Origin of the sequence: Cyclobacterium roseum, from assembly GCF_010119225.1 — a bacterium.
GTDB classification, from domain to species: domain Bacteria; phylum Bacteroidota; class Bacteroidia; order Cytophagales; family Cyclobacteriaceae; genus Cyclobacterium; species Cyclobacterium roseum.
This window is the reverse complement of the sequence record NZ_WNKF01000001.1, coordinates 302,651-329,022: the sequence shown is the minus strand read 5'-3', so window position 1 is coordinate 329,022 and position 26,372 is coordinate 302,651. Positions and strand designations below refer to the sequence as shown.

The window sequence follows — 26,372 nt, the reverse complement described above, 5'->3', positions numbered from 1 at the left end:
AATTTAATGACTAATTTTGCCTTCTGAACCATAGGTTCCGGTTTTGTTGTTATAGTTGAAATTTTAACCCCGGAAAAGGTAAAAGATGCATCAAATTAAAAAAAGAGTGGTCGTAGGACTTTCCGGAGGCGTGGATAGTTCAGTCGCAGCCAGCTTGTTAGTAGATCAGGGATACGAAGTCATTGGTTTGTTTATGAAAAACTGGCACGATGAATCCGTGACCTTATCCAACGAATGCCCCTGGGAGGAAGACAGTACGGATGCCATGCTGGTAGCTCAAAAGCTGGGCATTCCTTTTCAGGCGATTGACCTGAGCGAGGATTATAAGGAACGGATAGTCGATTACATGTTTGCAGAATACCAGGCCGGTAGAACGCCCAATCCGGATATCCTCTGCAACCGGGAAATAAAATTTGATATTTTTCTAAAAACAGCTTTGAAACTGAAGGCGGACTTTGTGGCCACTGGTCATTATTGTCAAAAAGCGGAGGAAAAATTTAATGGCGAAAAGGTTTACCGCTTGTTGGCAGGGGCAGACCCTAATAAGGATCAAAGCTACTTCCTATGCCAACTAAATCAGGAGCAACTATCCAAGGCCCTTTTCCCGATTGGTCACCTTCAAAAATCCGAGGTCCGGAAAATTGCTGCCTCGCTGGACCTGGTAACGGCAGAAAAGAAAGATAGCCAGGGTTTGTGTTTTATCGGTAAAGTAAGGCTGCCCGACTTTTTGCAACAACAACTAAAACCAAAAAAGGGAAAAGTGATCGTTGTGCCGGAGTCCTCCCCATTGTACCAAGCCAAACAGGTTCCAGCCGGGATGGATCCGGACGATTACGATCAGCAGCTCCTGGAGGAAATTTGCCAACCCATCAGTTACCAGGAAAGCGACGGAGAAATGGTAGGTGAACATAATGGGGCTCACTATTTTACAATAGGGCAGCGAAAAGGCCTGAATATCGGAGGAACCGGAAAACCTTTATTTGTCATAAGTACCGACACAAGTAATAATATTATCTACACCGGTATGGGAGAAGAACACCCCGGTTTACTGCGGAATGGTTTGTTTGTACCCACCGACGATATCCACTGGATCCGTCCCGACAAGGCATTAGAGGTGGGTGAATCGGCCGAATACCTCGCCAGGATTCGCTACCGGCAACCCTTATCCAAAGCCATGCTTAGGATGAAAGAAGATGGCTTGTATGTCCTTTTTGAAAATGCCCAGCGCGGAATTGCTTCCGGGCAATTTGTAGCCTGGTACGAAGAAAATGAGGCCATTGGTTCCGGAGTCATTGCCTGATATGAGGCAAATCCCCCTACTTTATGAGGATAACGATTACCTGGCGATAAACAAGCCTGTAGGCGTATTGGTGCACAAAACGCCGCTGGAAAGAAGCCCGGATGCCTTGTTTGCTGTTGAACTACTTCACAAGCAGCTAGGATATAAAGTGTATCCCTTGCATCGAATAGACCGGCCTACCTCCGGTGTATTGCTGTTTGCTAAAAACGCTCCGGCCGCCTCCCGCTTACAACCCGAATTTGCAGGTACCTCTATTAAAAAAGAATACCTGGCGATCGTTCGGGGTTACATGCCGCAGGCTCATGCGCTGATTGACCAGCCCCTGGCAAAAGATTTGGAATTTGAGCTTCAGGATGCCCAAACGGAATATTGGACCCTGGCCCAAACGGAAATTCCCTTTCCATCCTCAAACAGGTATACCAGCAGCCGGTATTCCCTGGTGAAAATCTATCCGCATACCGGAAGAATGCACCAAATCAGAAGGCATTTTGCGCATCTACGCCATTATATCATTGGAGACAAAACGCACGGGGATAATAAGCAAAACAAGTTTTTCGACCGTCATTTCCAGATGCGCTATATGTTGCTTCATGCTTGGAAACTGACCTTTAACCATCCTGAATCCAACGAGAAGATTACTATTCAGGCTCCTGTACCGACTCATTTTCAGGAAATGAGCCAAAATTTGGGATGGGAGCCGAGGGAATTTTTTCCCTGATTGCCCAAAAATAATTACCTATATTTAAATTAAAAAGTACGAAATGAACATCAAACTAGTATCCATTGGCTTCGCCTATTTATTGATGTTTTCTTTTTTCCAGGCAACCGCCCAAAAAGAAAACATAGATACGATCCTGCAGGAAGCCGAAGCACTCTCCCACTTTAAATTTCTGGCTGCCGACGAATTGATGGGCAGGGATCCCGCCCGACCTGAAATAGATATCGCAGCCCTTTATATTGCCAACCAATTTGAGAAATACGGTGCCCGGCCTATGGAGGGATTAAACGGGTATTATCAGCAGGTTCCTTTCATGTATTCCAGCCCTCCGGATATTGGAGAAATCCATTGGAATCAGGACACCTTACACCATGGTAATGAGCTCCTGGTGCTGGGGGGCCAGGACATTTCCGGTGAATTTGAACTGGTGGTGGCCGGATACGGGCTGGAAGAGGATTATGAAGACAAGGACGTGGCCGGAAAATGGGTAGTAGTCCGGGTGGGTGCTCCTGACAGACTATCTCCATCCGAACTTTTTGCAGCGGGCAGGGAAAAAACAGCACTTGCCCAGGAAAAAGGGGCACTGGGATTGATCGAAATGTACAATGTTCCCACTACTCCCTGGAGTCTTTTGGTGAATTACCTGAATAAACCTCAGATGGGTCTGGATACCAACCCGGATGCGGACAAGGCATTTCCCTATTTGTGGATGAAGGACTTGACCGGCGAAATAATCAATGCCATGAATTCAGGGGCCAATACCATGAAAATTCAGGTCGCCGGTAAAATCAACAAAAAGATTACCGGAAAAAATGTGGTAGCCGTTATCCCGGGAACGGATGAAGACCTAAAGGAGGAGTATATCATGTTATCTGCCCACTATGACCATTTGGGGATCGGAACAGCCAATGCAGCAGGAGATTCCATCTACAATGGTGCCAGAGACAATGCCGTCGGTACCGCCGCACTGATTCAGGCTGCTCATTATTTTGGAGAAAACCCTCCCAAACGGTCGGTCCTTTTGTGTGCATGGACGGCAGAAGAAAAAGGGTTGCTGGGATCGGGGTATTTTGCCGATAACCCGCCATTGGACTTGTCAAATATTATTTTTAACCTCAATATTGACAATGCAGGCTACAATGATACCAGCCTGGTAACGGTAATCGGACTGGGCAGAACCTCTGCCGATCATCACATCCAGGACGCGGCCGAGGCTTTTGGATTGGAAGCCATCGCTGACCCGGCACCTGAACAAGGGCTTTACGATCGCTCAGACAATGTCAATTTTGCAAAAAAAGGGATCCCCTCTCCTACTTTCAGCCTGGGTTTTACCGCTTTCGACCAGGACGTAGCGGCCCATTACCATCAGGTGACCGATGAAGTAGGTAATTTTGACCTGGACTATGCCCTCAAGTATTGGAAATCCTTTATTCTTTCAGCGGAAAACATTGCCAATGATCCCAATCAACCGCTTTGGAATGCGGGGGATAAATACGAACCGGTTTCCAAAACGTTATATGGGGATTGAGTATTGATTTGACAAAAAAAATGGCGTCTTTCTCCGGCTGATTTTTGATTGCAGATCAGGTGAATTTGTTCAGGGTGTAAAACATGGACTCCCTGCGGCAAAGGTTCAACCCCATCCGGGGTTGGAGGTACTTCTATGTTTGCTTTTCCGTGGGCTGCACCCACGGTTATTGTTGTTCAGGCCCTTCAGGCCTGCCTTTACTGAGAGAATCATCAACAATCTAAATTGGTATCTATAGAAATTCTTTACCTTTAGTCCAATTACATTATACTGAGATCCCCTATCACTTTCCAAGAAACAAGGTTTTATTTGACTTCGAAGCCTGTAGGGCTTCAACAATAATAACCCCGGGCAAAACCCGGGGTTTAAGAGCCAATCGATCCTACTGTCAACCCCAGAGAGGGTTGAACACCATCCTGCGTACAAATAGTAAAAAAACAATGAGTTGTAAAAACTCTACGTCATCCCGATTTCTACATTTTTTAAAAAGTTAATTCCCGGAATACCGGTTTTATTATTAAATTCGGTCGAACTCAGGTTAATAATATATGCACCAAATACTAATCCGGTAACCCATGGAGAACGATCACTATTTTTCAATATACCACCTCATCCTCGTTTGTTTCCTGGCTTATTACGGGACTGCCTGTACGCAAACCAAACCAGAAGGTGCCGGGGCTGACTGGGCAACGTACCTGGGTCACCCTAGCAGCAATCAGTACTCCAGGCTGGATCAAATAAATAAAGGTAATGTGGCTGAATTGGAATTGTCCTGGACGTATAAAACCGGTGAGGCTGCCAATTACCAAACGAATAACATTATAGTCGACGGTTGGCTATACACGGCTACCCCACACAGTCGGGTGGTGGCACTGGATGGGGCGACAGGGAAGGAACACTGGATATTTGATCCTTCCGGGATTCATGAATCCCTTGCGGATGGGGATCAACGGGGGCTAATGTATTGGGATGACGGTGATGCTGGGCGCCTACTCACCATGAAAGGAAACCGGCTTTTTGCATTGAATGCCAAAACGGGCGAACTCATTGCCTCTTTTGGCGAAAACGGATCGATTCACCTGGGTGAGGGAATGGACCTCCCTGGCAAGCCGAATGTAACGCTCAATACCCCCGGGCAGATTTACAAGGACCTATTTATCATTGGAGCCAATGTAGGGGAAGATGTCCCCGGTGCGGTGCGTGCCTTTGACATGCGTACCGGAAAGCGAAAGTGGATTTTTCACAGCTTGCCCCGCCCCGGTGAATTTGGATCCGATACCTGGCCGGAAAACTATTTGGATAAGACCGGAGGAGCCTCTGACTGGTCGGGTCTGGCCATTGATATACCCCGCGGCATTGTCTATGTATCAACGGAAACGGCCGGTCCGGATTTTTATGGAGGCAGCCGGTATGGAGAAAATTTATTTGCCAACTCGCTCATTGCCCTCGATGCGAATACCGGAAAGCGACTCTGGCACCAACAACTGGTACATCACGATCTTTGGGATCTGGACATTCCTCAGCCACCGACTTTACTGACGGTATACCACGAGGGAAGAGAGGTTGACATTGTGGCTGTCGGCACAAAAATGGGCCTTTTGTTTGTGTTTGACAGGCTTACCGGAGAACCACTTTGGCCGATTGAAGAACGTCCACAAGCAGCCACTAAAATCGATGAAATCCAAACCTGGCCCACACAACCTTTTCCAACCAAGCCGCCGCCATTGATGCGGCAGGAATATACGGAGGAGGACTTTTCGACCATTTCTCCTCGAGCGCAGCAAATGAGCCAAGAAGTATTCCGTCAATCGGGAAATTACGGGGCCTACCCTCCCCCCAATACCGAGCAAACCATCATGTTTCCCGGATACGATGGCGGCATGGAATGGGGTGGCGCTGCAGCAGATCCTGAGGGAATCCTGTATGTGAATGTTAATGAGATTCCCTGGTTTTACCAGCTGGTTCCCACCAAAAAGGCCGATGGTAGCCCCTTGCCTAACGGCGAAAAGCAATACCTGATCCATTGCGCCTCCTGTCATGGAACGGATCGTAAAGGCAATCCTGCCGGCGGCTTCCCTTCCCTTGAGAAGGTTTCCAGCCGATTAGGCAGGGAAATGGTAATGCAGGTAATGAAAAAGGGAGGAGGACGAATGCCCGCCTTTGATCAGGTCCCCCAATCCCGCCTGGACGCCATCGTATCGTTCCTGTTTAATGAAGAAAAGGCGATAGGCTCCAAAGACAATCAGGATGATGATGTACCTCCATACGTCTTCCGCGGTTTCCAACGCTGGAACGATGAGGAAGGGTACCCCGCCATTAAGCCGCCCTGGGGCACTCTAAATGCGGTAGATCTCAATACAGGCACGATCAAATGGAAAGTGCCGCTGGGAGAATACGAAGTGCTGACCCAACGGGGCGTTCCGATTACCGGCACAGAGAATTATGGGGGTCCGGTCGTAACAGCCGGAGGGCTACTATTTATAGCTGCCACTGCTGATGCCAAAATCCGGGCCTTTGACAAAGACAACGGACAAGTACTCTGGGAATACCAGCTACCTGCTGAGGGACATGCTACGCCCAGTGTATATGCGGTGAATGGCAAGCAATACCTGGCCATCTCAGTAGGAGGCTCAAAACTAAAACCCCACCCGGAGGGGGCTGTGTTTGTGTTTAGCCTCCCCGATTGATGTAATCTTGATTTTATGTCATTCAGGCGGGCACAACCTAACATCCGGTGAAATGGAGCGGAGCGTTAAGAAATGATTTGCCGCGGCGAGTCAATTTAGCGAAGGGCCGGGATGCAGGGTGGATACAACCTGTTCCGATTCATCGGAAAGACCCGAACGCCGGATGGTGAGAGAGCCTCAACCTGAGCTATTTAGCTCAGGCCGGGCTATTCGATAATCAGTATTTTCTATTTAAATCGGTCAAATAAATCACCAAAATTCTCTGGAGGAATTTCATCATTGTTACTCCCATGGCGGACAAAATATTTACTATTATACACTGAGGGTTTACTTCCTGATTCAATTTTCAGAATTATCACAGTTTTATTAAAGTAATTTACAACAGAAATATTTCTAGAAATATTATCTTTATCTCTCTCACTAATAGGTTCTCTTTTGATAAGTTGAGATATTCTCGTAAAATATTTATCTACATTTTCATAATAGGTCTTTGCTTCATCTTGAACTCCGGTTATAAAAAAGTTGGAATATTTGAGAAAGTCGCTTCCATATTTTTCTTTGTGTTTATCAGCAGTGCCTATACTATCAGCAACCCCTATTAAGCAATATCCTGTAGCACTTGGTAGAGTATTTGCCATAGCTGTTAACGTTTTGATTATTTTCGAAAATGCGTCATTGTTGAAGTTTTTCTCTGAAGACAAAGGGTATAATCCCACCTTAAAGTCATATAAGACTTGTTCAGTTGATGACTGCATTAATATATTCTCAAATCTAGTAATCCATTGGTTTCGGGCGGGGTCATTTGCTGCCGATTTGGTGAAACAAGGTCTTATAACTCCGCTAAAGGCATTTATTTGGGTTTGCTTTTCTTTTGCTGACCAATTTCCTCCCCCCCCTGCTAATTTAATCGTTTTATCGCCAGCTTTATCAAGATGTAAAATTAAGCCTTTCTTATTTTCAATTTCTAGATTTTCATCAATTATAAGTTTGTAAAATGAGAGAAAAACAATTTGAAAATATCTAGCAATTTTGGCTTGTTGACTTACAAAAAGCAAAGAATTAAAAGTTTTTCCAGATTCATTTACCACCTCAATTAAAGTATCAAAAACATATTGCACGTTATCCTGAATAGTTTCCTCATTAACTTTTTGAATTTGCAATTCTAATTGACTTGCCAAGGTTGTCTCTGAGTCCTCTGAATTATATCCATAAAGTTGATTTAATATTTCAGAACTAGACCGGACCCCTTTATCTATACAACTCCAAGCTACAATATCTGCAATTACCTCTTCGTCTTTTGATTGCCTTAAGTCTTCCTTTGATATTATATTATTTTGAACCCAAAATATTTCTTCAACAGAAATACCATAATCTAAATTCCTATTTGTGATGCTTATGTTTTTCATTGAATTGAGATCTAATATATCTCGTGCACTAGAATCACCACGAATATTGCTTGCAAGTTTTCTAACAATGGAAGCGAACTTGCTCAACGCTCCCGCCTGTCTGAGCTCTTGTTTCGAAAGATGCTTTCCTCCAGAATTTAGCCTTCTAAATACTTCATCGATATGGCTTGTACCAGATTCTTGAAAAACTGAAAGAGGTATTTGGTACCTTACAATTTCGGTACAAAGCATTCTATCCATCAAGGGCATTTTTTGATCAATTTTACGTTCATCTTTTAAATACTTTGTATCGGCCATGGTATCTAAATCGAAATATGCCCCACCAATATCAAATTCTTGATCAATAAATGACATTATCGCATTCATGCGCTGCATTCCATCTATTATTTCGAGTTTTTTTCCTTTGTCCCCAGAAACTTCCGCTAGCAAAACCAATGGGACCGGGTACCCTTTGATTATTGAATCAATGAATGATCTTTTTTCTTCAATTGACCATACAAGTTTTCTTTGATATCGTCTATTAACCAAAAACGTTTTTGAGAGGTACGAGCCATAAAGACTTTGTATACTTTCTCCTTTGATTGATAAATCTTTTGTATCTGAACTCATTATATACTTACTTATTTTTTAAAGGTAGTACTATTGTTTTAAGATCATTACCGATAACGGTCGAGTGTAAGTGCCGTAAGGGATTACGGGTGATTTCCTGTTATGTTAAACGAAGAGTTAAAGCGGACTTCTGACCTTCGCAAACCTCTGAAACCCTTATGGCATTTACACTTTGTTGGCGGTTAGTGCTATTTGTCATCCGGTCAATGTCGTTTTTTGTTGTCTCTTTACCGTTTTCTTAAATTGGCCATTGTATCTCATTAAATTGTTTAAAATATTTTTTTCCTAATTCTTTTTCTACACCATTGACGAAAGCAATATTTCCTAAAAGCCAGTCTTTAAAGTTTCTATTTGTAATTTTTGAAGTTGTTAAATGATTTTGAACCCCGTTTTTAATGCAATGATGTAAATGATGTTCAATTTCAAGTTTTTTCTTTTTCGGAACTGTTACCGTGTCGTTGTGAACAGATAGTCCTGTTACGAAAAAAGGATTGCCACGCTTGAGTATTTTAGTCTTAGAATAGTTAGGATACAGATTTTCTTCTCTAATTATTCTGTAAACAACCTTTTTGATTTTAGATAAAGTTTCAATCGTTCCTGAAAAAGTTAAGTCGTCAGCATATCTTGTGTAATTCAAATTATGTTTGTCTGCTAGATTTTGCAATCTATTGTCAAGGCTAATTGTAATAAGATTTGATATTTTAGGACTTGATGGCGCACCTTGTGGAACAACACCCAATCCATCTTGTTTTATTTTCTGTTTTAAATGTTGTTCCTTTTGTTTGAATGAACTTAAAAAGGTGTTGTCAGGAACTATTGTGCAGATTTTAGCTAAAGAAACACTTAGATTTGGGTGATACCCCAACGATTTGAACAAACCATAAACCCTTTTTTCATTTATTGAATCGTAAAATCGCAACAAGTCTATTTTTAAAATTCCTTCTTGTTTCAGATGTTTTTCTGCATTTAGTTTAATTGATGTATCTGGGTCAAAACCTTTGCAAGCATTATGAGAATTCTTTTTATTGAGAATGTTTTCGAGAATCCATCTTTGTAAATATTTTAATTCGTCTTGTGGTGTTTGAATAACTCTAAAACCTCCTCGTTTTTTTTTGAGTTTAAATCTTTTGTAGTTTTCTTGTCGGTTTGAAATACAACAGTTTTTTATGTGTTCAAGATTAACTCCTGCCATTAAACATAAATGATTTAATGAATAAATGACCGGAAGACCGTTTTTTTCTAAAACATGTTGATAAGCCTTAATTTCATTTTGATATTCGGCTGAGTGATTCTCTAGTGTTTTATTCAATGGGGAAGTCATAAGGGCAACTCTAATTTAAGAAGATGCGAAGCATCTTCAGCACGACCCGAACGCAGTGAGGCGTTGTGCTGAAAATGTTGAAAAGATGCTTCAGTCCTACTCGGATTACTACCCAAGCATTCTCGTCCTTTAAATACAAATTGACTCGAAACGGCTTGCCCTTTATGACTTTCCATTGAATATTTTTGGTAAATAGTTAACTTCCCTAATTCTATAATAATCTTGTTTATCTTTTTCTGAATATCTTTTTCTTGATTCAATACATTTTTTTGCGTCATTATACAAATCAAGCCCAAATAGCGTCAACGTACCGTCAATATTCATAATCCCTTTGGTTACACATTCAGAAATGATTGCCTCATAATCTTTGTGTAAAATCCCTAAAATCTGACAAATACTAACAGATGTATATTTTTTCCTAGACAATTTTATGATTGAATAAATTGAAAAATCAATTTTATTAACAGATGTAAAATGACGTTTACCTCTTTCTACTGAAAACGAGAAAAAGGTTTCTTTCAATTGGTCACTGCCAAACTCTCTTAAAATTGAAAGTTCGTGTGAAATAGATTTTCTCAAATTCTTTGAATTACTAATTCTGTCTACGGAAAATCTTGGTATCAGTGGAATCCAACCTTCTTTGTTTGCCCAAATAATTGGGAGCGTGTTGTTGGGTGTTCCGTATGAGAATGAAACTAAAGATTGAGAATTGCCATATCCCAATACATTGTCTTTTTCCGATTTACTTTTTTTAGGTGCAACAAGTTTAGAACCGTGTTTATAGCAAAATTCTCTATGTTCTTTGTAATTTCTATAACCAAAATAACTGGCTTCGCTTGAAAATGCTTTTTTGAAAATATTTGATTTTGGAATATGAACTGTCGCATATTTTTTTACTTCATTCACCCCAAAGTCCATTCCTGCTATACCAATGAAATGAATTTCACTGAAATTCTCTTTATGAACTGAAATTTTTTCATTAAAAAATGAAACAAAGGAAGAACCTGTCCCAATGAAATCGTCAATAATGACTAAGGAATAGGGTTTGCTGATGTCTTCAATATTATCTAAACTGCTTTTAAGATGAATTATTTTGTTTTTAGAAACACTTGTCTTTTGAAAAAAATATGAAATCATACTTCCGCTTTTACCAAACTTTCCAAGTGGTATGACTATAATTTGATTGGTAGCTGGAATTTTATTTATCAAGTCAGAGAAAGAGTCGTTTAATATATTTTCAATGTCGTCTGTGGTGTAAACCGTAAGATTTTGAAGAATGTCAATTGCAAAATTATGCTCTGACTTTGGAAAATTATGCAGCCATTTTAGAATGTCAAGTTGACTTACAATTTTTTTAAGTCTTGTCGTCAAAATGTCAAGTGTAATGTTGTCAATTTCTATATCAAGAGTCATTACTTTATAATTTTGTTACTGTCTTTTAGCATTACCGCCAACTCGTATATCTATCTATCAAAGTTTCACAAATCCAAAAAGCGGGTGTTGGATCTGTATACCCTGTTTGCACAAAATAGAAATTACCAACTGCACCAACCTCTCCCCTCTTCATTCCGCTTTCAAATTAATCATTTCGGATTAGGATGCAAGCAACATGTTTACATTTTTTCGAATGCCGCCCCTGCTGATTACTTTCATCTTTAAGGAAATAATTGGTTCCGTTCATAGGGGTAGTTCTTTTATTCAGTCTTCTATTGCCATACAACTGGCTTTAAAATAGCCAAAACAGGTACTTCCAAAGTCCCCAAAGGGCACTCCGAACCCCATCTAAGGACTTCAGAAATGGACGCCTGGACTAAAAACTGACAGCCTTGAATATAAAAAATGCAAGGTTTCGGTTCGAAACCCGGCATTTGAAGCTCGAAACCGAAGATTTTTATTAAAAAGGGATAAAACTTTGTTTCCAAAACCAAATGGCTGACATTTTTACCGGAATTTTTTGATTTTATTATTAAAATGGGGACTTCTGAACCCGAAACATGTCCCTCAGAACCTCGCCTGTTAGTTTTTTATATGCAACGTTTCGATTTTGAGGTGAATCGTGGAAGTTTTTTGGCAGCTTATTGCTCCTTTTTTATGCAAGGTTTCACCTAAAAGGTGCACCGCTGAATAAAAAAACTGAGCGGTTGAAGGTTGGAAGCGAACCGTTGAATTTCTGGATTGAAGCAGTGGGTTTCTGAACCTCGGCATTGATGTTCATAACCGCAGTTAGGGGCTTATGAAGTCGGTCAAGCAATAAAAAAGGTCCGCGTAATTTTCAAAAGGCTCCTAAACGCAGACGGTGCAGACTGGAAACACCGCTGTATCCCTTTCAAGTTCGTCTCTTCGTAATGTGCCATTCATTTCATACACAACATTTTTAATCTCTTTCCAGCTTTTGGTATTCATCGTTTATTCCTAATGGTTCGGCCTTTTTCTTTTCTTCGTTTGGATGCTGCTTTTTGAGACTTTTCCTTCTCCTTCAATTTCTCAATAAATTCACTGATCTCCTTTCTTTCTTTGTCTGAAAGTGGAGGGCTTTCAATTATAAAGTCAACGTTTTCTGGTTCTGCTATGTGTCCCATTTTATTTTGTTTTAAAGTATTTCATGTGTCTATAATTTGTTCTTTAATGGCCACATGGAATCTTGCATGTTTAATAATCATCCCACTGTGTGACGTTTTCGTCATGCTCGATTTCATTACAAGTCTTTTGGCAGCTTCGGTTGCAATAATCATGCGTTGATTTTTAAAGTGAAATGCTCCTAAAGTATCTTCGTAGTGCTTTATCAATTTAGATTTTGCAGTAAATGCCACAAAGCCTTCAAATCCCTTTTGGAAAGACAATTTACAGGCATAGGCTACAAGGTTTCCAGGCACACCTTCATAAAGTTTATCCTTCCCCAAATTGAACGGAGCACTTTCCAACAAGTTAATGAATACGTGGTCTTGCTCAATGGAAATACTCATCAGTCCTTGGATAATGTCCGGATTATTTACTATGGTAAGTTTATTAACTTCTCGGGACAAGTCATTAAACTCGGATTTCCAGTTGAATTCCCAATCCTTCCTTTTTGTCACATGTCGAAGGTCAGATCTTTTGAGTGTCGCAACATCAGTCTGGAAGCTGTCTCCTGATATTGTGTTTAATACCGAGTCAGTCAACCGATCAACAATAAAACCTTGTTCAATTTTATCCATTATTTAAAGATACGAATTAGCAATGTGTTTCTTTTAGCTGACGCACAACATTCCGGCTAAAGTACACCCTCCACTTTATTCGCCTTGCAATCCTAAGCCAATTTAACTATGTTTTTATATTTTAATAGAATTTCTTGCCAATTACCTGTAAAATTTCCGGACCAAAATGCCGCCCCCTCTATTCCATAGAATTCAGGATGTATTGGCTTGTATTGAGTCCCTTACTCCCGGAATCGCTGGCTGGCCAGGGCTTCGGTTACCATTAGTGCCCGATCGAAAAATCGCAGGTAGTGCACTTCTCCATTTAGGGCAGGGCCTATTCGCAAGGTAGGGGAACCTGCGGCAGACTTCAAATAGGGACTGAATCTGCCCCAGCCAAATTGCCTTTCTTCTCCCCCATCATTGAAGCGCTTGTCTACGACAAATGCGATGATCTTTGGCCCTCCATCCACAATGATACTTACCTGATGGCGCGTACCGGGCTTCAATAATCCGGGATCAGCGTTCCAAACCGCACCTGTCTGGCCATCATTCATTTGAAATTCCAGCGTTTCTTTTTCCGAAATCCTTATCCACCAGCCTTTGCCCGAAGCATCTCTGGTATCTGCCAGCACCTGGCCTATACTGAGTTCATTCAGCACAAATCCCATTTCAATGGTAAAACCATTCGTAGTGTTTTTGCCCCTGTAATCGGCTGTGTTGGTATCTCTGATCCGAAAAGAAGGCATAGCTGGTGCAGGAAGCTCCGCTGGTAGGACTGAACCTTCACCCCGCCAATCTATTTTTAGGTACTCATTTACCGGGGAGACGGCGTCGAATTGATTCCAAAGGGAGTTGAGAAAGCTGCTGTCAATCTGATGGAGGCGGGCAATGTCCTTCTGGGTTTCGGTCATATAATAGTTGCCATCGGCCTCTATCAGGTCAGGGTAACTTATTCTAATCAAGGGGTCATCATCGTAAAGCAGGATTTCGGGTTGACTCCATTGTATGATTTTCCCATCATCCCCATCTACTTCCTTCCCTCCTGCTATCCACACGGGATTTCTGTCATTGTAGCCAATAGCTCCCGGATTGGGATGTTCTCTGATAAATCTGCCCCCATGATTGTGAAACCAATACAGAAACTTTCCGTTTTGGCATTTCCAGGCAACATTGGCTGCCCGGGGATGCTTCATCAAGCGGCCGTCTGCATACCTCATGTACTGCGGAGGATCCCAGGTTTTGCCCTGATCCCGGCTGTAACTGTATACCGGATGCCCGTCCAATGATCGATACACCACAAAGAAGGAACCGTCGCTTAATACCGAATAGCTATGTTCGGCAGCTATTGGACCACCATTTTCTGGCGTTCTCAGACCAATATCCCCCTCGGGTAGGGTTTGCCAAACAGCCCTATTGGGATCTGATTCCCTAAATAAATTATCACTCTTTAACAATACCCCTTCATTGGAGGTGAAAAACCCGTTCCCAAAGCCGCCAACTTTGGTCAGCGGAACAAAGGCAGTCCCGTTATGTGAAAAGGCTTTTCCAACGTTCCAGAAAAAGCGGATATCCCCCTGATAGGGATTGTTTCGGTCGATTTCGAATTCACGTACCGGAATGGTATACCTGCCTTCCGACCAGGATTTGCCGTGATCGTCAGAATATTTGAAAACAAAATAGCCCTGACTGTCCACCCTTCTCACGATGCCCTCTTTGTAAGGAGGATCATCCCCTTTCAGCTCCCGGAGATTGTCGGTATTGTGGTTGTAGAATACAAATACCCGACCTGAAGGCGCTTTCAAAAGCACGGCATAAGAAGCCTCAGGGCCATCTGCTGGCTCTATTTCTACCCTATCTTCCCAGGTAAGGCCCTGGTCAACACTTCGCTGGCTGATGATATGCTGTCCACTGGCACCTTCATGCCCGGCTCCGGTAGTCATCACGCATAGCCAGGCTCCGTCATCCGTTTTTACGATGTAGGGCTGGTCACTATAGCTTTTGTCAGGAATGACCGAGCCATTTTCAATATTTCTCCAATCGGTTGCCTGGGCTAACGCAGAACCTGCATTACCTGCAAATGTCCCAAATAACAGGGCAACCAAAAGGCTATGGATGGGGCTTAATTTTATGTTCATAGGGTCAAAAAACAAACTCAATACGACGCATCAATAGATAACCTACTAGTTAAGGTAAAAAATGGGTAAAGCCGAAATTTATGCGCTAAAAAATGAATAAAAACATACGGATTGAGGAAAAATCCCCCTTGCCCCCTTTAAAAAAGGGGGAATTGGATACGTTCGGTTTACCAGTAACGGTATTCACGAATAGTTTTTTCAGCCCGTTTAAATGGCACCTATTTAGCTTCAATCATGCATTTCAGCAAATCCCCCATTTAAGGGGGTGCAGGGGGATTTTTTCGTGCACATCTATGCGCTTACGATTTTGATCAGATTTTCGTCCGTAAATCCCCCTTGCCCCCTTTAAAAAGGGGGATTTTGTTTACAGTCGGACTTGTAGGTACGTAAATTCCAGCCAGCTCCCGTATATTATGAACAGTGCTGACCTTTTCTAATTCAGCCGTAAGCCTGTTCCAATTCTGCCGTAGGCCGAACGAAGACAAATCCCTCCGCCGCAGGAGGGACTTCGTTTACTGATATCCCATATGTGCTTATCCCGAAACCGCTTTAATTTGACCTAAATTCAATTAATTTGACCTTGATTTAAAAAGCTAAACCTTGATTTAATAAACTAAAATTACGTTTAAAAAAAAATATCAACTCACTGACATTCTATTACTTATACTATTTTTATTCGAAATTGGTTTAGGGCTATTTTTACGCGCTTGAGCTATTTTGGTCTAGCTGAAAAACAGGGTAGTTCGCTACAATCCTCGCTTAATAAATGCCAGCAAATCAGCCATCTCTTCCACGCTGATTTGATTTTCCAATCCCTGGGCCATCCCTGACACCGGCAGGGCTTGCATGCTGGAAATCTCTGACCGGGAAATGGTCCGGGTTAATCCGCCGGCCTGCACTAGCTCAATGGCAGTGGTTGTCTCATGGGAAATGATTCCCTGGACGGATTGGCCATCGGAAAGCTCCATTTGCCAAAGATCATAGCCATCAGCTATGGAAAGGTTGGGATCAAGGATGTCCTTAAGGATACTTTCATAGCGTCGGTTTCGAAGGGATGCCAGGTCGGGACCATACAACTCTCCCCGCTCCTCCGTCATTTGATGACAAATGGAACAATTATCTTCGTAAACCTGCAGGCCTTTTTCAGGAATGCCTTCCAGCTCAAGGGAGGCCTGGAACGAACGAATGACATCCTCTCTTTCGCTTTCCGAAGGCACCAGCAAAGCCCTGGCCTTATCCCGGATGGCGGGGTCTTTTTGGTTCATCAAAAAGACCGTATTGCCCCAGGGAATGTGGCTGGGCAAGACGGTTCCCTGCTCCAGCCCCTCCAGTAGCGCATGAATGCGAGTGTCACTATTTAAAAGAGAACCAACCGCAGTATTTCGTACCCCTGGGCTAAGTCCCTTCCACCGCTCCATCAGAAAGTCAGCATATCCCCCATCGGCCGTGTTGCTTAAATAGGAAAGTACTTCCTGCTGTAACCTGACTGGCTCTTTTGGTTGAATCAATTGCTTTAATTCTTGGGATACATTTTCAGGCTGAAAAAGTGCCATGATCCGCAACCCAACCAGTCTATCCTCTTCCTTCTCGGAAGGATTTAGCGTAATTTCGAATGCCTGATGGATTATTTCGTTTTGTGCTGGAATTTCGGGTATCGGTCCCAGGGACACCAAATCAATAAAAGCATTTTTTAGTGGCGGCGAGGAAATCACCGGTAGCTGCAGGATTATTGCTTGCTGCAGGTCTTCCCAGCCCTTTCCCGAAGGAGGGGAATGTTGCAAACCGGAGGCCATGCCCTTTATGAGAGAGGGCTCCCAACCTGCTGTAGAATAACTTGCCTGCACTAATGGAGTTATTTTGGTCTGTACTGCTTCAAATCCATCCCTTGCGGCCTGCATGCGAGCGGCTTTCTCAATCATCTCATTGTATCCGGGCTGTTCGGCACGGTACCCGCTGATCAGTTCTTCTAGTATATCCTCCTGATTCCATAACGGTGCGGCCAGCACCGCCAGCTGCACCCATTCATCGTCCATATCCTTTTTCATGACGTCCATACGGGTAGCAAATGCCCATGGTTCTGAAAGCGTGCTTAATGTGTTTACCAACTGAAACCTAACCTTGGGATCCGGATCATCGACCATAGCCGTTAGGTCCTGATTCCAGCCTGCCAGTTTTTCTGGAAAAAACTCCGCCAATTTGAGCGCATTTTTCCGAACCCCTGCCTCCGGATCTTGCAATGCTTCTTTCACCTGTTCTGCCTGCAATTTTCCCAAACCATGCAAGGTCCATAGGGCATGAAGGCGGCCCAGTGGCTGGCTGGCATTTCCAGCAAGTTCCACCAATTCCCCGGGAAGGGGATTCGGATTGCGCTCCACCAAAATCCGTTGGGCATTGGATCGCCACCAATGGTTGGGATCCGATAATTTTTCAATTAAGTCTTGATCCGTAAACTGCTCCAAATCAATGGACTGTGACCAATCGGCATTTCCCGACCCCTTTGGACTGATTCGGTAGATTCTGCCTTTATCCGTTCCCTCATAAAGCGCTCCGGATTGCGTCACTTCGTCCGCCATCCATTCCGGATGTTCGATGATTTTTCGGTGGTAGTCCAGCAAGTACAAGGCGCCATCCGGCCCCAGATACATATTGACCGGCCTGAACCAGGCATCCCGGGATCGAAGAAATTCATTTCGCTGATATAATTTGCTCCCCGTAAAGGTGGCACCTATTTCATGTAAAATATCTGCGTGAACCAGATTACTAACGGGTTCTGCCGTAAAGACCACCTGATCAAATGGTTCGGGGAATGCTCCTCCCAAATAAGGGGTGATCCCACAAGCGGAGGTCATGACCCCGATATCCGTCAAGAGCTGATGTTCGGGATTATCTGTGATGGGATACACCTCTGCAGCATTACCGTGATCGGATACGGATTGGGTGACATTGCTAATCGGGAAAAAAGGGTTTTTACCCAAATACCTGGCAGGAAGCACTTCGTGAATCAAATGGTTATTATTATTGATCAGAAATCGTTCTCCCCATTTATCCGTGGCATGGCCGAATTGCGTCCTGCTCGCCAAGCGTTCCAACCCGGACCCATCCGGCTTGAATCGAATGCTTCTGCCACCTGCATTGACGGGCAATTGGGGTCCTTCCGGGAGAAATGGAAAGTGGATTTCACTACCTTTGTCACCCAGTTTTTCCGTAAACATCACCGTCGTGACCGCCGGTTCATGGCCCAGGTAAATCCAGTTATCCAATCCGTAGCGGGGGCTATTTACATTATGTTGCGGATTGGAGCGGGCAAAACCGGTTAAAATCACCTCCCGCTTGTCTGCTATTCCATCCTCATTGGTATCCTCCAGGTAAAGCACATTTGGCGGGTCTGTCACCAACACACCCTTTTTCCAAGCCATAATACCCGTAGGCAAGATGAGATTATCGGCAAATACCGTGTGCTGATCCATGACTCCATCCCCGTCGGTATCTACCAAAAGTTTTACCTTTCCACTGCCACTTACGTCCAGTGGGTAACCGTGCATTTCTACCACAAACATCCTTCCCTTTCCATCGATGCACATGTCAACAGGATCCGCCACCAGTGGTTCGGCAGCAATTAACTCCATTTGGAACCGCTCGTCCAATTCAAAACCTGCCGGAAGATTTGCAGGGGAATTTTCATGTTGGCAGGCGCAGACTACCGTTAGTAGGTACAGGAATGCTGGTAGATGAAAGAGTACGTTTTTCATAATAGTTATTGGCAATTCATTTTTATTCAGACAACCATCCCATTAAAAAAGAAGAAACAGCGGAGACCAGGTCATCACCGGCTCTCGGTGTAAATGCATTTACCCGTTCTACTTCGTATCCCCCATGGGCATAGGCCGCTGCGGTGGGCAAATACCCCAGCCAACCATTGCTATATCCATAATAAAAGGTATAGGGAAAAGGAGAATCCTGACGAACTTCGTTGGACAATTCACAAAAGAGTTCCAATGGAGCACTCCATAAAGCGAGGGATTGATTGATTCTCAGAAAGCGGATGGGCAATAAAACTTGAGGTTTTCCCTGCGCGTCATTCCGGGTATACGCACTGAGGTCATCTGGCCAGCCGAGCTCATCCTTTCGCGGAGTGGTTACCGTCAAAGCAGCGGTTTGGAGATCGATATCTCCCGTTAGCGATTGAATTTTTCGATAGGCATCCAGGATTTTGTCTCCCAGCAAAACCTTAAACTGGCTGAGATGACCGGCTGCTGGATTGGGATATACACTATAAATGGGTGCCAGGTTACCCGCTGCTCCATTAATAAAAAGCATGGGCACGCCAAGTTCCTCCTCTACATAACTAGCCACAATTCCCGGGGCATCCCCACTAATGGTCGTATGTTCCTGCCCCAAAACGGTCCCATGAATGGGATAATTGGCCACTAATGCCAAGGGATCCCCATTGGCTTTGTCGATGCGGATCAATCCAATTTTGCGATCTACTGGTCCATCCGGATTCAATCCCAATGACGCTTTTCCGTTTTCGTCGATGGCCCTGCGGTTAATGTTGGCTTGTGAAAATCCCCAGCCCCAGCCCATTTGTGCCGGTTCCAGGTTTTTTAACCCTTCTTCTATGGCCGCCAGCATTTTATCCGTCACCATCCGGGTATATTCCCGATCCCATTCGTGGGTATACCGATCTCCCATAAAGGCTTCGGGTAATCCCGGAGGACCTACTTCGGGCGCAGAATGGGTGTGCGTTACCGTCCACCAGATATTCAGCATCGGAATACCAAAACGATTTTGGATTTCCTGTGCCACCCGGTCGTATTCGGCAGGCGAAACCAGGCATATATCGGACGAAATCAAACAAAATGTTTCCCTGCCGTCGTTCAGAAGGATGATTCTATGAAAAATGGAATCGTTGATTCCGGTAGATTTTCGGGGGCCATATCCCAGTAGCCACTGGCTGTTTTCAGGGGTAATATCGGTCTTTGTGACCGAAGCAGATAACTGTTGCCCATTGGTCGTTCCCACCGCACCAAGCGTTGAAGCCATCAGGAAGAGAAGCAGGAATTTTCGGTACAGGCTGGGTATGCGTGACATAGGCCGTGGATAAAAGGGAGAAGAATATATTTGAAAGGTATGTGTTGAATTATTAAATGAATTCCTGTATCATTGCAATCAGAACCCAGGTCGTTAGCTCAGTTGGTTCAGAGCGCTGCCTTGACAGGGCAGAGGTCACCAGTTCGAGCCTGGTACGACCTACAACAGATGAGTACTTTCGTGTCGTTGTAGTTTTCTTTTCAGGTCTTTGACTTGTTCTTCCAGGTCCTCGATCTTTTTCTGTAAGTGACTAATTGCATGAAGGCCTTCCAAATTTATTTCCATTTCGTAATGCAATCGTGACAGGCGCTCCAGCCGGGCAATCTCGTCCAGCAACACATAGGTAGTTGCCTCTCTCTCCACCAACTCACAAAGTCCCTGCTCGGATAAGGCTTGTACAAAGGAAATCTCAATTCCACAAGAGGTACAAAATTGATTCAGGGATATAAGGGATTCATCGGGTTTATTCATGATTTATTCAGGTTTGCCAATTCCGTAAACAATTTCTTTTCCTCCTCCGAAAGGTTTTTGGGTATCTTTACCTGATAGGTTAGATATAAATCACCCAAAACACGTTCGTTTTTATATAAGGGAAAACCTTTCCCCTTTAGCTTGACTTTGGTTCCATTTTGAGTGCCTGCGGGTACCTTCAATTTTACCTTACCGGATAAGGTTTCTGTAACGATCTCTCCTCCCAAAACAGCTGTATACAAGTCCAGATGTTCCGTTTTGTACAAATTCTTTCCTTCCCGGGTACACACGGGGTCTGGCAGAATTTTGAACGTTAAATAAAGGTCCCCCTTTGGACCTCCGTTGACTCCTTCGCCTCCATGCCCTTTAATTCGGATGGTTTGTCCATCCTCTACCCCTGCGTGGATGGTTAGTCTGATTTTCTTGTCGTTTAAGGCAAGTGTTCGTTTATGGGTATGCAACACTTCTCTTAGAGGTAATTCCAGGGTAGCACGGACATCCTGTCCTTTAAATCTGATGTTCGATTCTCCCCTTGCTCCGCCCCCTCCAAATAAGGACTCAAAAAAATCAGAAAAACCACCTTGTCCAAATGCCTGTTCAAAATCCTCAGCCTGATAGCGCCTGCCCTGATTTCCTGCGGAACCTCCTTGAGACCGACCTTGAAAGGAATCAGCATGCTTCCAGTCTTTGCCGTACTGATCGTATTTTTTCCTTTTCTCGGGATCGCTCAGAACTTCATTGGCTTCATTCACCGCCTGAAATTTCTTTTGCGCATCCAGGTCATTGGGGTTTAGATCCGGGTGGTATTTTCTGGCTAGCTTTCGATAAGCCTTTTTAATGTCTTCCTGGCTCGCCTCTTTGCTTATCTCCAGAACCTTGTAATAATCAATAAAATCCATCGTTATCAGTCTTTCTTGAGGAGAATAAATTTTTTGATTTCGGTCATTCTATACGATTAAAATTCTTCCAGAATTTTAATTCGCTTTTCGATGGGCGGATGCGTGGCAAATAAGCCCGTAATAGCAGACACCATTCCGGAAGACTTATCCGGCTTGTTTTCAATAAACAATTCCGCCACATCATCGCTTTTTACCGTTTGCACCCGAAAATTCCCCGATATTTTACTAAGAGCGGCTGCTAAGGCCCAGGGTTTTTTGGTCATCTCTGCTGCACCGCTATCCGCCATGTATTCTCTTTTTCGGGATATGGCAAACCGGAACAGCATGGATAGCAGGAAAGCTACCAAGGCAATTACAAGCGCAATAATCATGGCCCGGTTATCGTTTTTGCCTCTCCTTCGGCCTCCTCCAAATAACATGCTTCGAAATAAGATTTGGGCGATAAAGGAGAAAATACCGACAAAAATGATGGAGATGATCAACAGCCTCACATCCTTATTCCTAATATGCATGAGCTCGTGAGCAATCACTCCTTCCAGTTCTTCGTCGTTGAGTTCGTCGATAATTCCTCTTGTAAGGGTTACGGTATACGTTTTTTCATTTATTCCACTGGCGAAGGCATTTAGTGCCGGATCCTCAATAATCTGAATTTTAGGCATTCTCATGCCTTTACTGATGCACAGATTCTCTAACAGATTGTAGACACGCATGTTTTCCTTCCTTTCCAAAGGCTTGGATCCTGCGGCCCCGCTAATCATTTTGGTGTGAAAAAAATAAGCAATCACAAACCAAATAACCACTGCAATGAGTACTCCCGGTATCGTACTTAGAAAGTTATCATTGATGGCTTCCGTAGAACCATCGGGTGGCAAGGTGAAATAAAGGAAGGCATAAACCGCCGCCAAAATAAGTAATGGGAATCCCAGCAACAACAAAATAGAACGGAAATTATTTCTACGGATTTGTGTTTGAATCCCTATATATTTTGCCATCTATTTCCTAAAATTTAATTTCGGGTGCCTGGTCCAGTCGCTCCCTTTCGGAAGTGCCCACATCAAACATTTGCTCGGTATGAAATCCAAACATCCCGGCAATCATATTGGAAGGAAAGCTCTGAACGGCCACGTTGAACTCTTTGGTTGCCGAGTTGAAATACCTTCTGGCGGCTGCGAGTTTGTTTTCCACATCGGAAATTTCATTTTGTAACTGCAGGAAATTCGTGTTTGCTTTAAGGTCCGGATAGGCTTCCACCTGAATCTGCAATCCTTGCAAGGCGGAACCCAGCTCCTGTTCGGCAGCAATCTTTCCATCTATGGTAGAGGCGTTCATGGCACGAGACCTGGCCTCCGTAACCCGGGTAAGTACTCCCGCTTCGTGCTCCATATAGCCTTTCACACTGCTTACTAACTGTGGAATCAGGTCGTGGCGTTGTTTTAACTGCACGTCGATATCAGCAAAGGCATTTTCACGGTTATTTTTATAGGCGACAAGCTTGTTATACAGTGATACAACAAAAATACCGACCACTACGACGATAATAAGTACAATCCAAATAGTGCTCATAGTTTAAGGGTTTTTTCCATTTAAGCCTGAATATACAAAAAATGGGATTTATTCTTATCTTTAGCCGCTATAACTTCAACTTCAAGGCTATGAAAAAATTTATTGGTCCGGTAGCTATAATACTGGTCATCCTCCTGGCAGGTTTGTTTTGGTGGCGATACTATTTTGTATTTGCCGAGGGGGTAAAAGCCGGGAATCTCAACTATTTTGAAAAAAAAGGATTCCTTTTCAAAACCTGGGAAGGTCGCCTGGTACAAGATGGCTTTCAAAGTCCTAATCCAGGAGCCCTTCAAAGCAACGAATTCCGCTTTAGTGCGGAAGGAGATTCCGTAGCCTTGATCTTGGAACGATCTGGAGGTAAATTTGTGGAGCTGAGGTATAAGGAATACTTAAACCCCATTCCCTGGCGAGGGGCCAGCGAATACGTGGTAACCGATGTGCTAGAGATTGGCGAATCGAATCGGTCCGGGTTACCCGTTCAATGATATCTTTGAAACATTAAAAAAGGCAGCCATTTCTGGCTGCCTTTTTTAAAATAATGATCCGGTTAATTACTCATCAGGCCGGATCTCCTAAATTTACGTTTTTCATTTCCTCCTGTTCCATAAAAGGCTGGTTTCTCACCCGTTTGCCGGAGGCCCTGAAAATGGCATTGGCTATTGCCCCTCCTGTTGGCGGCAGGGCAGGCTCTCCCAAGCCGGTGGGATCAATGCCATTATCAATAAAATGAGTTTCAATTTCGGGAATCTCATTCATTTTTATCAATCGGTAGGTATCAAAGTTTTTTTGATCGGCGATTCCATCTGTAAAGGTCATGTTGGTAAACATGGCATGACCCATACCATCTACCATTCCCCCTCGCACCTGCTGGTCGGCCCCGGTAGGGTTAACCACGATACCGCAGTCTGTGACCGCATAGATTTTGTCCAATTTGGGTTTGCCGTCGACCATTCTGGCCTCGGCCACCTGTGCTACATAGGATCTGTGGGAGAAATACACACTGAATCCCTGCGAGACACCAGGTTTCTTTCCCCATCCCGATTTTTCCGCTGCCGTTTCTACGACCGTCCGCATGCGATCGATATCGTAGTGGATCACACCGACGGGATTCTTTTTGGCCCGGTCCAATAATTCCAATCTCAGTGCTACCGGATCCTTTCCAGCTGCCTCGGCGACTTCATCCAAAAAGGACTGCTCTGCAAAGGCCAGGAAGTTGGTAATAGGTGCCCTCCAGGCATTGGTGGTGATGGGAGACTTGTATTCCAGGGACTCTATCAAAAGATTATCGACCGAGCCCGACGGGAAGTTATTTTCCCGGGTACAGTTACCGGCATTAATCCCGACTCCTCTTAACTTATACCCGATCAGCTCATTATTGCTATCCAAAGCCGCCTCAAAACGGTATTTCACCGCAGGCCTATAGGCCCCTCCTGTGAGGTCATCTTCTCTGGACCAGGTTAATTTCACCGGGGCTTTTAGCATTTTTGATAATTCAACGGCCTCTTCCACAAAATCTGCCCGCAACCGTCGTCCAAATCCGCCTCCCAGACGGGTCATTTCTACCGTTACTTTATCGGGTGAAAATCCACAAATCTCAGCAGCTGCATTCCTGGCCCTGTCTGGAGTCTGGGTGGGACCGATCAATTCTACGCCATCCGCCTTCACATGAGCGAAGAAATTCATCGGTTCCATGGGGCTGTGGGAAAGGAAGGGACATTGGTATTCACTTTTGATCACCTTGGCAGCAGAACGGAAAGCGGTATTCACGTTACCATCCTCCCGTTTGACATCGCCCTTGCCCGTATCGAGCATTTCGTCAAAAATCCGGTTATGAAACTCAGAGGATTCCAACTGCCCGTCAATGGGTTCGTACTGAATTTTCAACTGCTTTTTTGCTTTCATCAGAGGCCAGGTGGATTCACCTATTATCGCTACGTTGTCCTTGAAGGTAACCACGTCTTTCACTCCTTTCACCGCTTTAGCTGCGGCTGAATCTACGGATTTCAGTTTCATACCAAAGGGTGGACGCTGAATCATGGCATGCACCATGCCTTCCCGGTAAAAATCCAATCCATACAGGGGCTGCCCGGTAAACATGGCTCGATTATCCACGTTTTTAATTGGGGTTCCGATGATTTTGAAATCTTTTGTATTCTTAAGGGTGACTTCCTCCGGAACGGGAACAAGTGCTGCTTCATTGGCCAAATCACCATAACTCAATTTTTCAGAACCATGGATAACCTGCCCTTTTTCGGTGCGCAAATCAGAAACCGAAACGCCAAGCCTTTTAGCCGCTGCCTGCAAGAGCATTTGCCTGGCAGTAGCCCCTGCTTTTCTCAATCGTTCCCAGGAATGAGGCATGGCTCCTGACCCTCCGGTCACCTGCCGGTCGTATTTTTCAGTATCCAAAAAAGCCTGTTTCACTCTTACTTTAGACCAATCCACATCCAACTCCTCGGCCACAATCATTGGAAACGAGGTCTTGATATTTTGACCCAATTCGGGATTTGGGGAGAAAATGACCACGTGGTCGGTTGGCGAAATAGAAAGGTAACTGTTAAAGCCTAAGGCACTATTCATGATTTCTTCCTCACTGACCACCTTCATCTTGGGGGAATCGCAACTGGACCAGTTAAAACCGATCAGAAGTCCTCCTCCGGCGGTGGCGGCAATTTTCAAGAAATCTCTTCTGTTTGTTTTTAATCCTTTATTCATGATTAGTTGGTTTTAGCTGATGCCAATTTTACTGCTTCCTTAATTCGATGGTAGGTACCACACCTACAGATGTTAGCGTTCATACCGTTAATGATTTCCTCATCACTCGGGTTGGGATTTTTCTTTAACAAAGCCGCTGCCGTCATAATCTGTCCTGCCTGACAATAGCCGCATTGAGCCACGTCTACTTCTTCCCAGGCTTGCTGTACGGGATGGTCTCCCTTTTCGGACAGGCCTTCTATGGTCGTTATTTTATCCTCTTTTACAGCCGAAATGGGTAAAACACAGGATCTTACTGCTTCGCCATTGACGTGCACCGTACAGGCACCACATTGAGCGACTCCACAGGAGTATTTCGTGCCTACCAGGCCCAGGTTGTCACGGAGTACCCACAATAAAGGAGTGTCTTCATCCACATCTACTTCGTAGTTCGTGCCGTTGATTTGAAGTTTGTAGTTAGCCATTTTGTTATTTGTATTGTTATTGTATGAATTTACTACATTTTGTTTGGTATTTCAAAGGGATCTACCCCTGATAAACAAAATAATGAAAAACGACAGTGATTTGTACTACCGTTGAAATAATTCCAAGGGAAGCAAAGGTTACAATCAAAGTGTTATAAATTAAAAATACAACTTGTCCCTATTTTTTAACTGATTTTGAATCATTTATGATCTCCAAAGCTGTAATTCATATTTTTTCTAAATAAGCTGATCGATGATAAACGTACTTTTTCCAACATTTCGGTAGGTA

At 43.9% G+C, this 26,372-nt stretch carries 19 protein-coding genes and 1 tRNA gene; 6 read left to right on the top strand and 14 right to left on the bottom strand.

The annotated features are described in order from the left end of the window. Window positions 1–85: 85 nt before the first annotated feature. From mnmA to GJQ68_RS01230, 4 genes are all read left to right on the top strand, one after another. Window positions 86–1,300, top strand: coding sequence for a tRNA 2-thiouridine(34) synthase MnmA (gene mnmA, locus GJQ68_RS01245; RefSeq protein WP_162415488.1), 1,215 nt, complete (start codon window positions 86–88; stop codon window positions 1,298–1,300). Between the two features lies 1 nt (window position 1,301). Next, window positions 1,302–2,018, top strand: coding sequence for a pseudouridine synthase (locus GJQ68_RS01240; protein WP_162415487.1), 717 nt, complete (start codon window positions 1,302–1,304; stop codon window positions 2,016–2,018). 43 nt (window positions 2,019–2,061) lie between these two features. Beyond that, window positions 2,062–3,546 carry a M28 family peptidase gene (locus tag GJQ68_RS01235; RefSeq protein ID WP_162415486.1) on the top strand — a complete coding sequence of 495 codons (1,485 nt, stop codon included), beginning with the start codon at window positions 2,062–2,064 and terminating at the stop codon, window positions 3,544–3,546. Between the two features lie 575 nt (window positions 3,547–4,121). Beyond that, window positions 4,122–6,233, top strand: a complete 2,112-nt coding sequence (locus tag GJQ68_RS01230) for an outer membrane protein assembly factor BamB family protein (RefSeq protein WP_162415485.1) — start codon at window positions 4,122–4,124, stop codon at window positions 6,231–6,233. A 227-nt stretch (window positions 6,234–6,460) separates the two neighbouring features. On the opposite strand, the gene GJQ68_RS01225 is transcribed toward GJQ68_RS01230, so the two are convergent. From GJQ68_RS01225 to GJQ68_RS01185, 8 genes are all read right to left on the bottom strand, one after another. Further along, a complete protein-coding gene (locus GJQ68_RS01225) occupies window positions 6,461–8,248 on the bottom strand; it encodes a GmrSD restriction endonuclease domain-containing protein (RefSeq protein ID WP_162415484.1) in 1,788 nt (595 codons plus the stop codon). A 238-nt stretch (window positions 8,249–8,486) separates the two neighbouring features. Beyond that, window positions 8,487–9,569: a reverse transcriptase family protein gene (locus GJQ68_RS01220; RefSeq protein ID WP_162415483.1), complete on the bottom strand. Its 1,083-nt coding sequence runs from the start codon at window positions 9,567–9,569 to the stop codon at window positions 8,487–8,489. Between the two features lie 162 nt (window positions 9,570–9,731). Continuing rightward, window positions 9,732–10,982, bottom strand: a complete 1,251-nt coding sequence (locus tag GJQ68_RS01215; protein WP_162415482.1) for a phosphoribosyltransferase-like protein — start codon at window positions 10,980–10,982, stop codon at window positions 9,732–9,734. A gap of 986 nt (window positions 10,983–11,968) precedes the next feature. Next, entirely contained in the window at window positions 11,969–12,148 is a 180-nt protein-coding gene (locus GJQ68_RS01205) for a hypothetical protein (protein ID WP_162415481.1), read from the bottom strand. A 21-nt stretch (window positions 12,149–12,169) separates the two neighbouring features. Continuing rightward, window positions 12,170–12,763 carry a hypothetical protein gene (locus GJQ68_RS01200; protein ID WP_202927852.1) on the bottom strand — a complete coding sequence of 198 codons (594 nt, stop codon included), beginning with the start codon at window positions 12,761–12,763 and terminating at the stop codon, window positions 12,170–12,172. Window positions 12,764–12,984: 221 nt separating this feature from the next. Next, entirely contained in the window at window positions 12,985–14,880 is a 1,896-nt protein-coding gene (locus GJQ68_RS01195) for an exo-alpha-sialidase (RefSeq protein WP_162415480.1), read from the bottom strand. A 746-nt stretch (window positions 14,881–15,626) separates the two neighbouring features. Then, on the bottom strand, window positions 15,627–18,629 hold the full coding sequence (locus tag GJQ68_RS01190) for a PVC-type heme-binding CxxCH protein (protein ID WP_162415479.1): 3,003 nt from the start codon (window positions 18,627–18,629) through the stop codon (window positions 15,627–15,629). A 22-nt stretch (window positions 18,630–18,651) separates the two neighbouring features. Next, entirely contained in the window at window positions 18,652–19,971 is a 1,320-nt protein-coding gene (locus GJQ68_RS01185) for a neutral/alkaline non-lysosomal ceramidase N-terminal domain-containing protein (RefSeq protein ID WP_162415478.1), read from the bottom strand. Between the two features lie 87 nt (window positions 19,972–20,058). Between GJQ68_RS01185 and GJQ68_RS01180 the strand changes: the two genes are divergently transcribed. Next, window positions 20,059–20,133, top strand: a tRNA-Val gene (locus GJQ68_RS01180). On the opposite strand, the gene GJQ68_RS01175 is transcribed toward GJQ68_RS01180, so the two are convergent. Genes GJQ68_RS01175 through GJQ68_RS01160 form a run of 4 tightly spaced genes read right to left on the bottom strand, consistent with a single transcriptional unit; the run spans window position 20,131 to window position 22,904 of the window. Continuing rightward, window positions 20,131–20,442, bottom strand: coding sequence for a chaperone modulator CbpM (locus tag GJQ68_RS01175; RefSeq protein ID WP_162415477.1), 312 nt, complete (start codon window positions 20,440–20,442; stop codon window positions 20,131–20,133). The genes GJQ68_RS01180 and GJQ68_RS01175 overlap by 3 nt on opposite strands. Continuing rightward, window positions 20,439–21,341, bottom strand: coding sequence for a DnaJ C-terminal domain-containing protein (locus GJQ68_RS01170; RefSeq protein WP_162415476.1), 903 nt, complete (start codon window positions 21,339–21,341; stop codon window positions 20,439–20,441). The genes GJQ68_RS01175 and GJQ68_RS01170 overlap by 4 nt, the downstream gene beginning before the upstream one ends. 56 nt (window positions 21,342–21,397) lie before the next feature. Continuing rightward, window positions 21,398–22,333, bottom strand: coding sequence for a M48 family metallopeptidase (locus GJQ68_RS01165; RefSeq protein WP_162415475.1), 936 nt, complete (start codon window positions 22,331–22,333; stop codon window positions 21,398–21,400). A 7-nt stretch (window positions 22,334–22,340) separates the two neighbouring features. Then, window positions 22,341–22,904 (bottom strand): LemA family protein, encoded by a 564-nt coding sequence (locus GJQ68_RS01160; protein ID WP_162415474.1) that lies wholly within the window; start codon window positions 22,902–22,904, stop codon window positions 22,341–22,343. A gap of 89 nt (window positions 22,905–22,993) precedes the next feature. Here GJQ68_RS01160 and GJQ68_RS01155 point away from each other — a divergent pair, with 89 nt between their 5' ends. Continuing rightward, window positions 22,994–23,389, top strand: coding sequence for a hypothetical protein (locus tag GJQ68_RS01155; protein WP_162415473.1), 396 nt, complete (start codon window positions 22,994–22,996; stop codon window positions 23,387–23,389). A gap of 73 nt (window positions 23,390–23,462) precedes the next feature. Here the strand turns inward: GJQ68_RS01155 and GJQ68_RS01150 are convergent, their stop codons facing one another. Continuing rightward, entirely contained in the window at window positions 23,463–25,619 is a 2,157-nt protein-coding gene (locus tag GJQ68_RS01150) for a xanthine dehydrogenase family protein molybdopterin-binding subunit (protein WP_162415472.1), read from the bottom strand. Window positions 25,620–25,621: 2 nt separating this feature from the next. After that, a complete protein-coding gene (locus tag GJQ68_RS01145; protein WP_162415471.1) occupies window positions 25,622–26,083 on the bottom strand; it encodes a (2Fe-2S)-binding protein in 462 nt (153 codons plus the stop codon). Window positions 26,084–26,372: the final 289 nt, after the last annotated feature.

Coding starts and splice junctions, on each gene's coding strand:
- GJQ68_RS01155 (WP_162415473.1), top strand. CDS start 22,994: ATGAAAAAATTTATTGGTCCGGTAGCTATAATACTGGTCATCCTCCTG.
- GJQ68_RS01145 (WP_162415471.1), bottom strand. CDS start 26,083: ATGGCTAACTACAAACTTCAAATCAACGGCACGAACTACGAAGTAGAT.
- GJQ68_RS01200 (WP_202927852.1), bottom strand. CDS start 12,763: ATGGATAAAATTGAACAAGGTTTTATTGTTGATCGGTTGACTGACTCG.
- GJQ68_RS01150 (WP_162415472.1), bottom strand. CDS start 25,619: ATGAATAAAGGATTAAAAACAAACAGAAGAGATTTCTTGAAAATTGCC.
- GJQ68_RS01240 (WP_162415487.1), top strand. CDS start 1,302: ATGAGGCAAATCCCCCTACTTTATGAGGATAACGATTACCTGGCGATA.
- GJQ68_RS01195 (WP_162415480.1), bottom strand. CDS start 14,880: ATGAACATAAAATTAAGCCCCATCCATAGCCTTTTGGTTGCCCTGTTA.
- GJQ68_RS01160 (WP_162415474.1), bottom strand. CDS start 22,904: ATGAGCACTATTTGGATTGTACTTATTATCGTCGTAGTGGTCGGTATT.
- GJQ68_RS01230 (WP_162415485.1), top strand. CDS start 4,122: ATGGAGAACGATCACTATTTTTCAATATACCACCTCATCCTCGTTTGT.
- GJQ68_RS01165 (WP_162415475.1), bottom strand. CDS start 22,333: ATGGCAAAATATATAGGGATTCAAACACAAATCCGTAGAAATAATTTC.
- GJQ68_RS01215 (WP_162415482.1), bottom strand. CDS start 10,982: ATGACTCTTGATATAGAAATTGACAACATTACACTTGACATTTTGACG.
- GJQ68_RS01220 (WP_162415483.1), bottom strand. CDS start 9,569: ATGACTTCCCCATTGAATAAAACACTAGAGAATCACTCAGCCGAATAT.
- GJQ68_RS01170 (WP_162415476.1), bottom strand. CDS start 21,341: ATGGATTTTATTGATTATTACAAGGTTCTGGAGATAAGCAAAGAGGCG.
- GJQ68_RS01185 (WP_162415478.1), bottom strand. CDS start 19,971: ATGTCACGCATACCCAGCCTGTACCGAAAATTCCTGCTTCTCTTCCTG.
- GJQ68_RS01205 (WP_162415481.1), bottom strand. CDS start 12,148: ATGGGACACATAGCAGAACCAGAAAACGTTGACTTTATAATTGAAAGC.
- GJQ68_RS01235 (WP_162415486.1), top strand. CDS start 2,062: ATGAACATCAAACTAGTATCCATTGGCTTCGCCTATTTATTGATGTTT.
- GJQ68_RS01175 (WP_162415477.1), bottom strand. CDS start 20,442: ATGAATAAACCCGATGAATCCCTTATATCCCTGAATCAATTTTGTACC.
- GJQ68_RS01190 (WP_162415479.1), bottom strand. CDS start 18,629: ATGAAAAACGTACTCTTTCATCTACCAGCATTCCTGTACCTACTAACG.
- mnmA (WP_162415488.1), top strand. CDS start 86: ATGCATCAAATTAAAAAAAGAGTGGTCGTAGGACTTTCCGGAGGCGTG.
- GJQ68_RS01225 (WP_162415484.1), bottom strand. CDS start 8,248: ATGAGTTCAGATACAAAAGATTTATCAATCAAAGGAGAAAGTATACAA.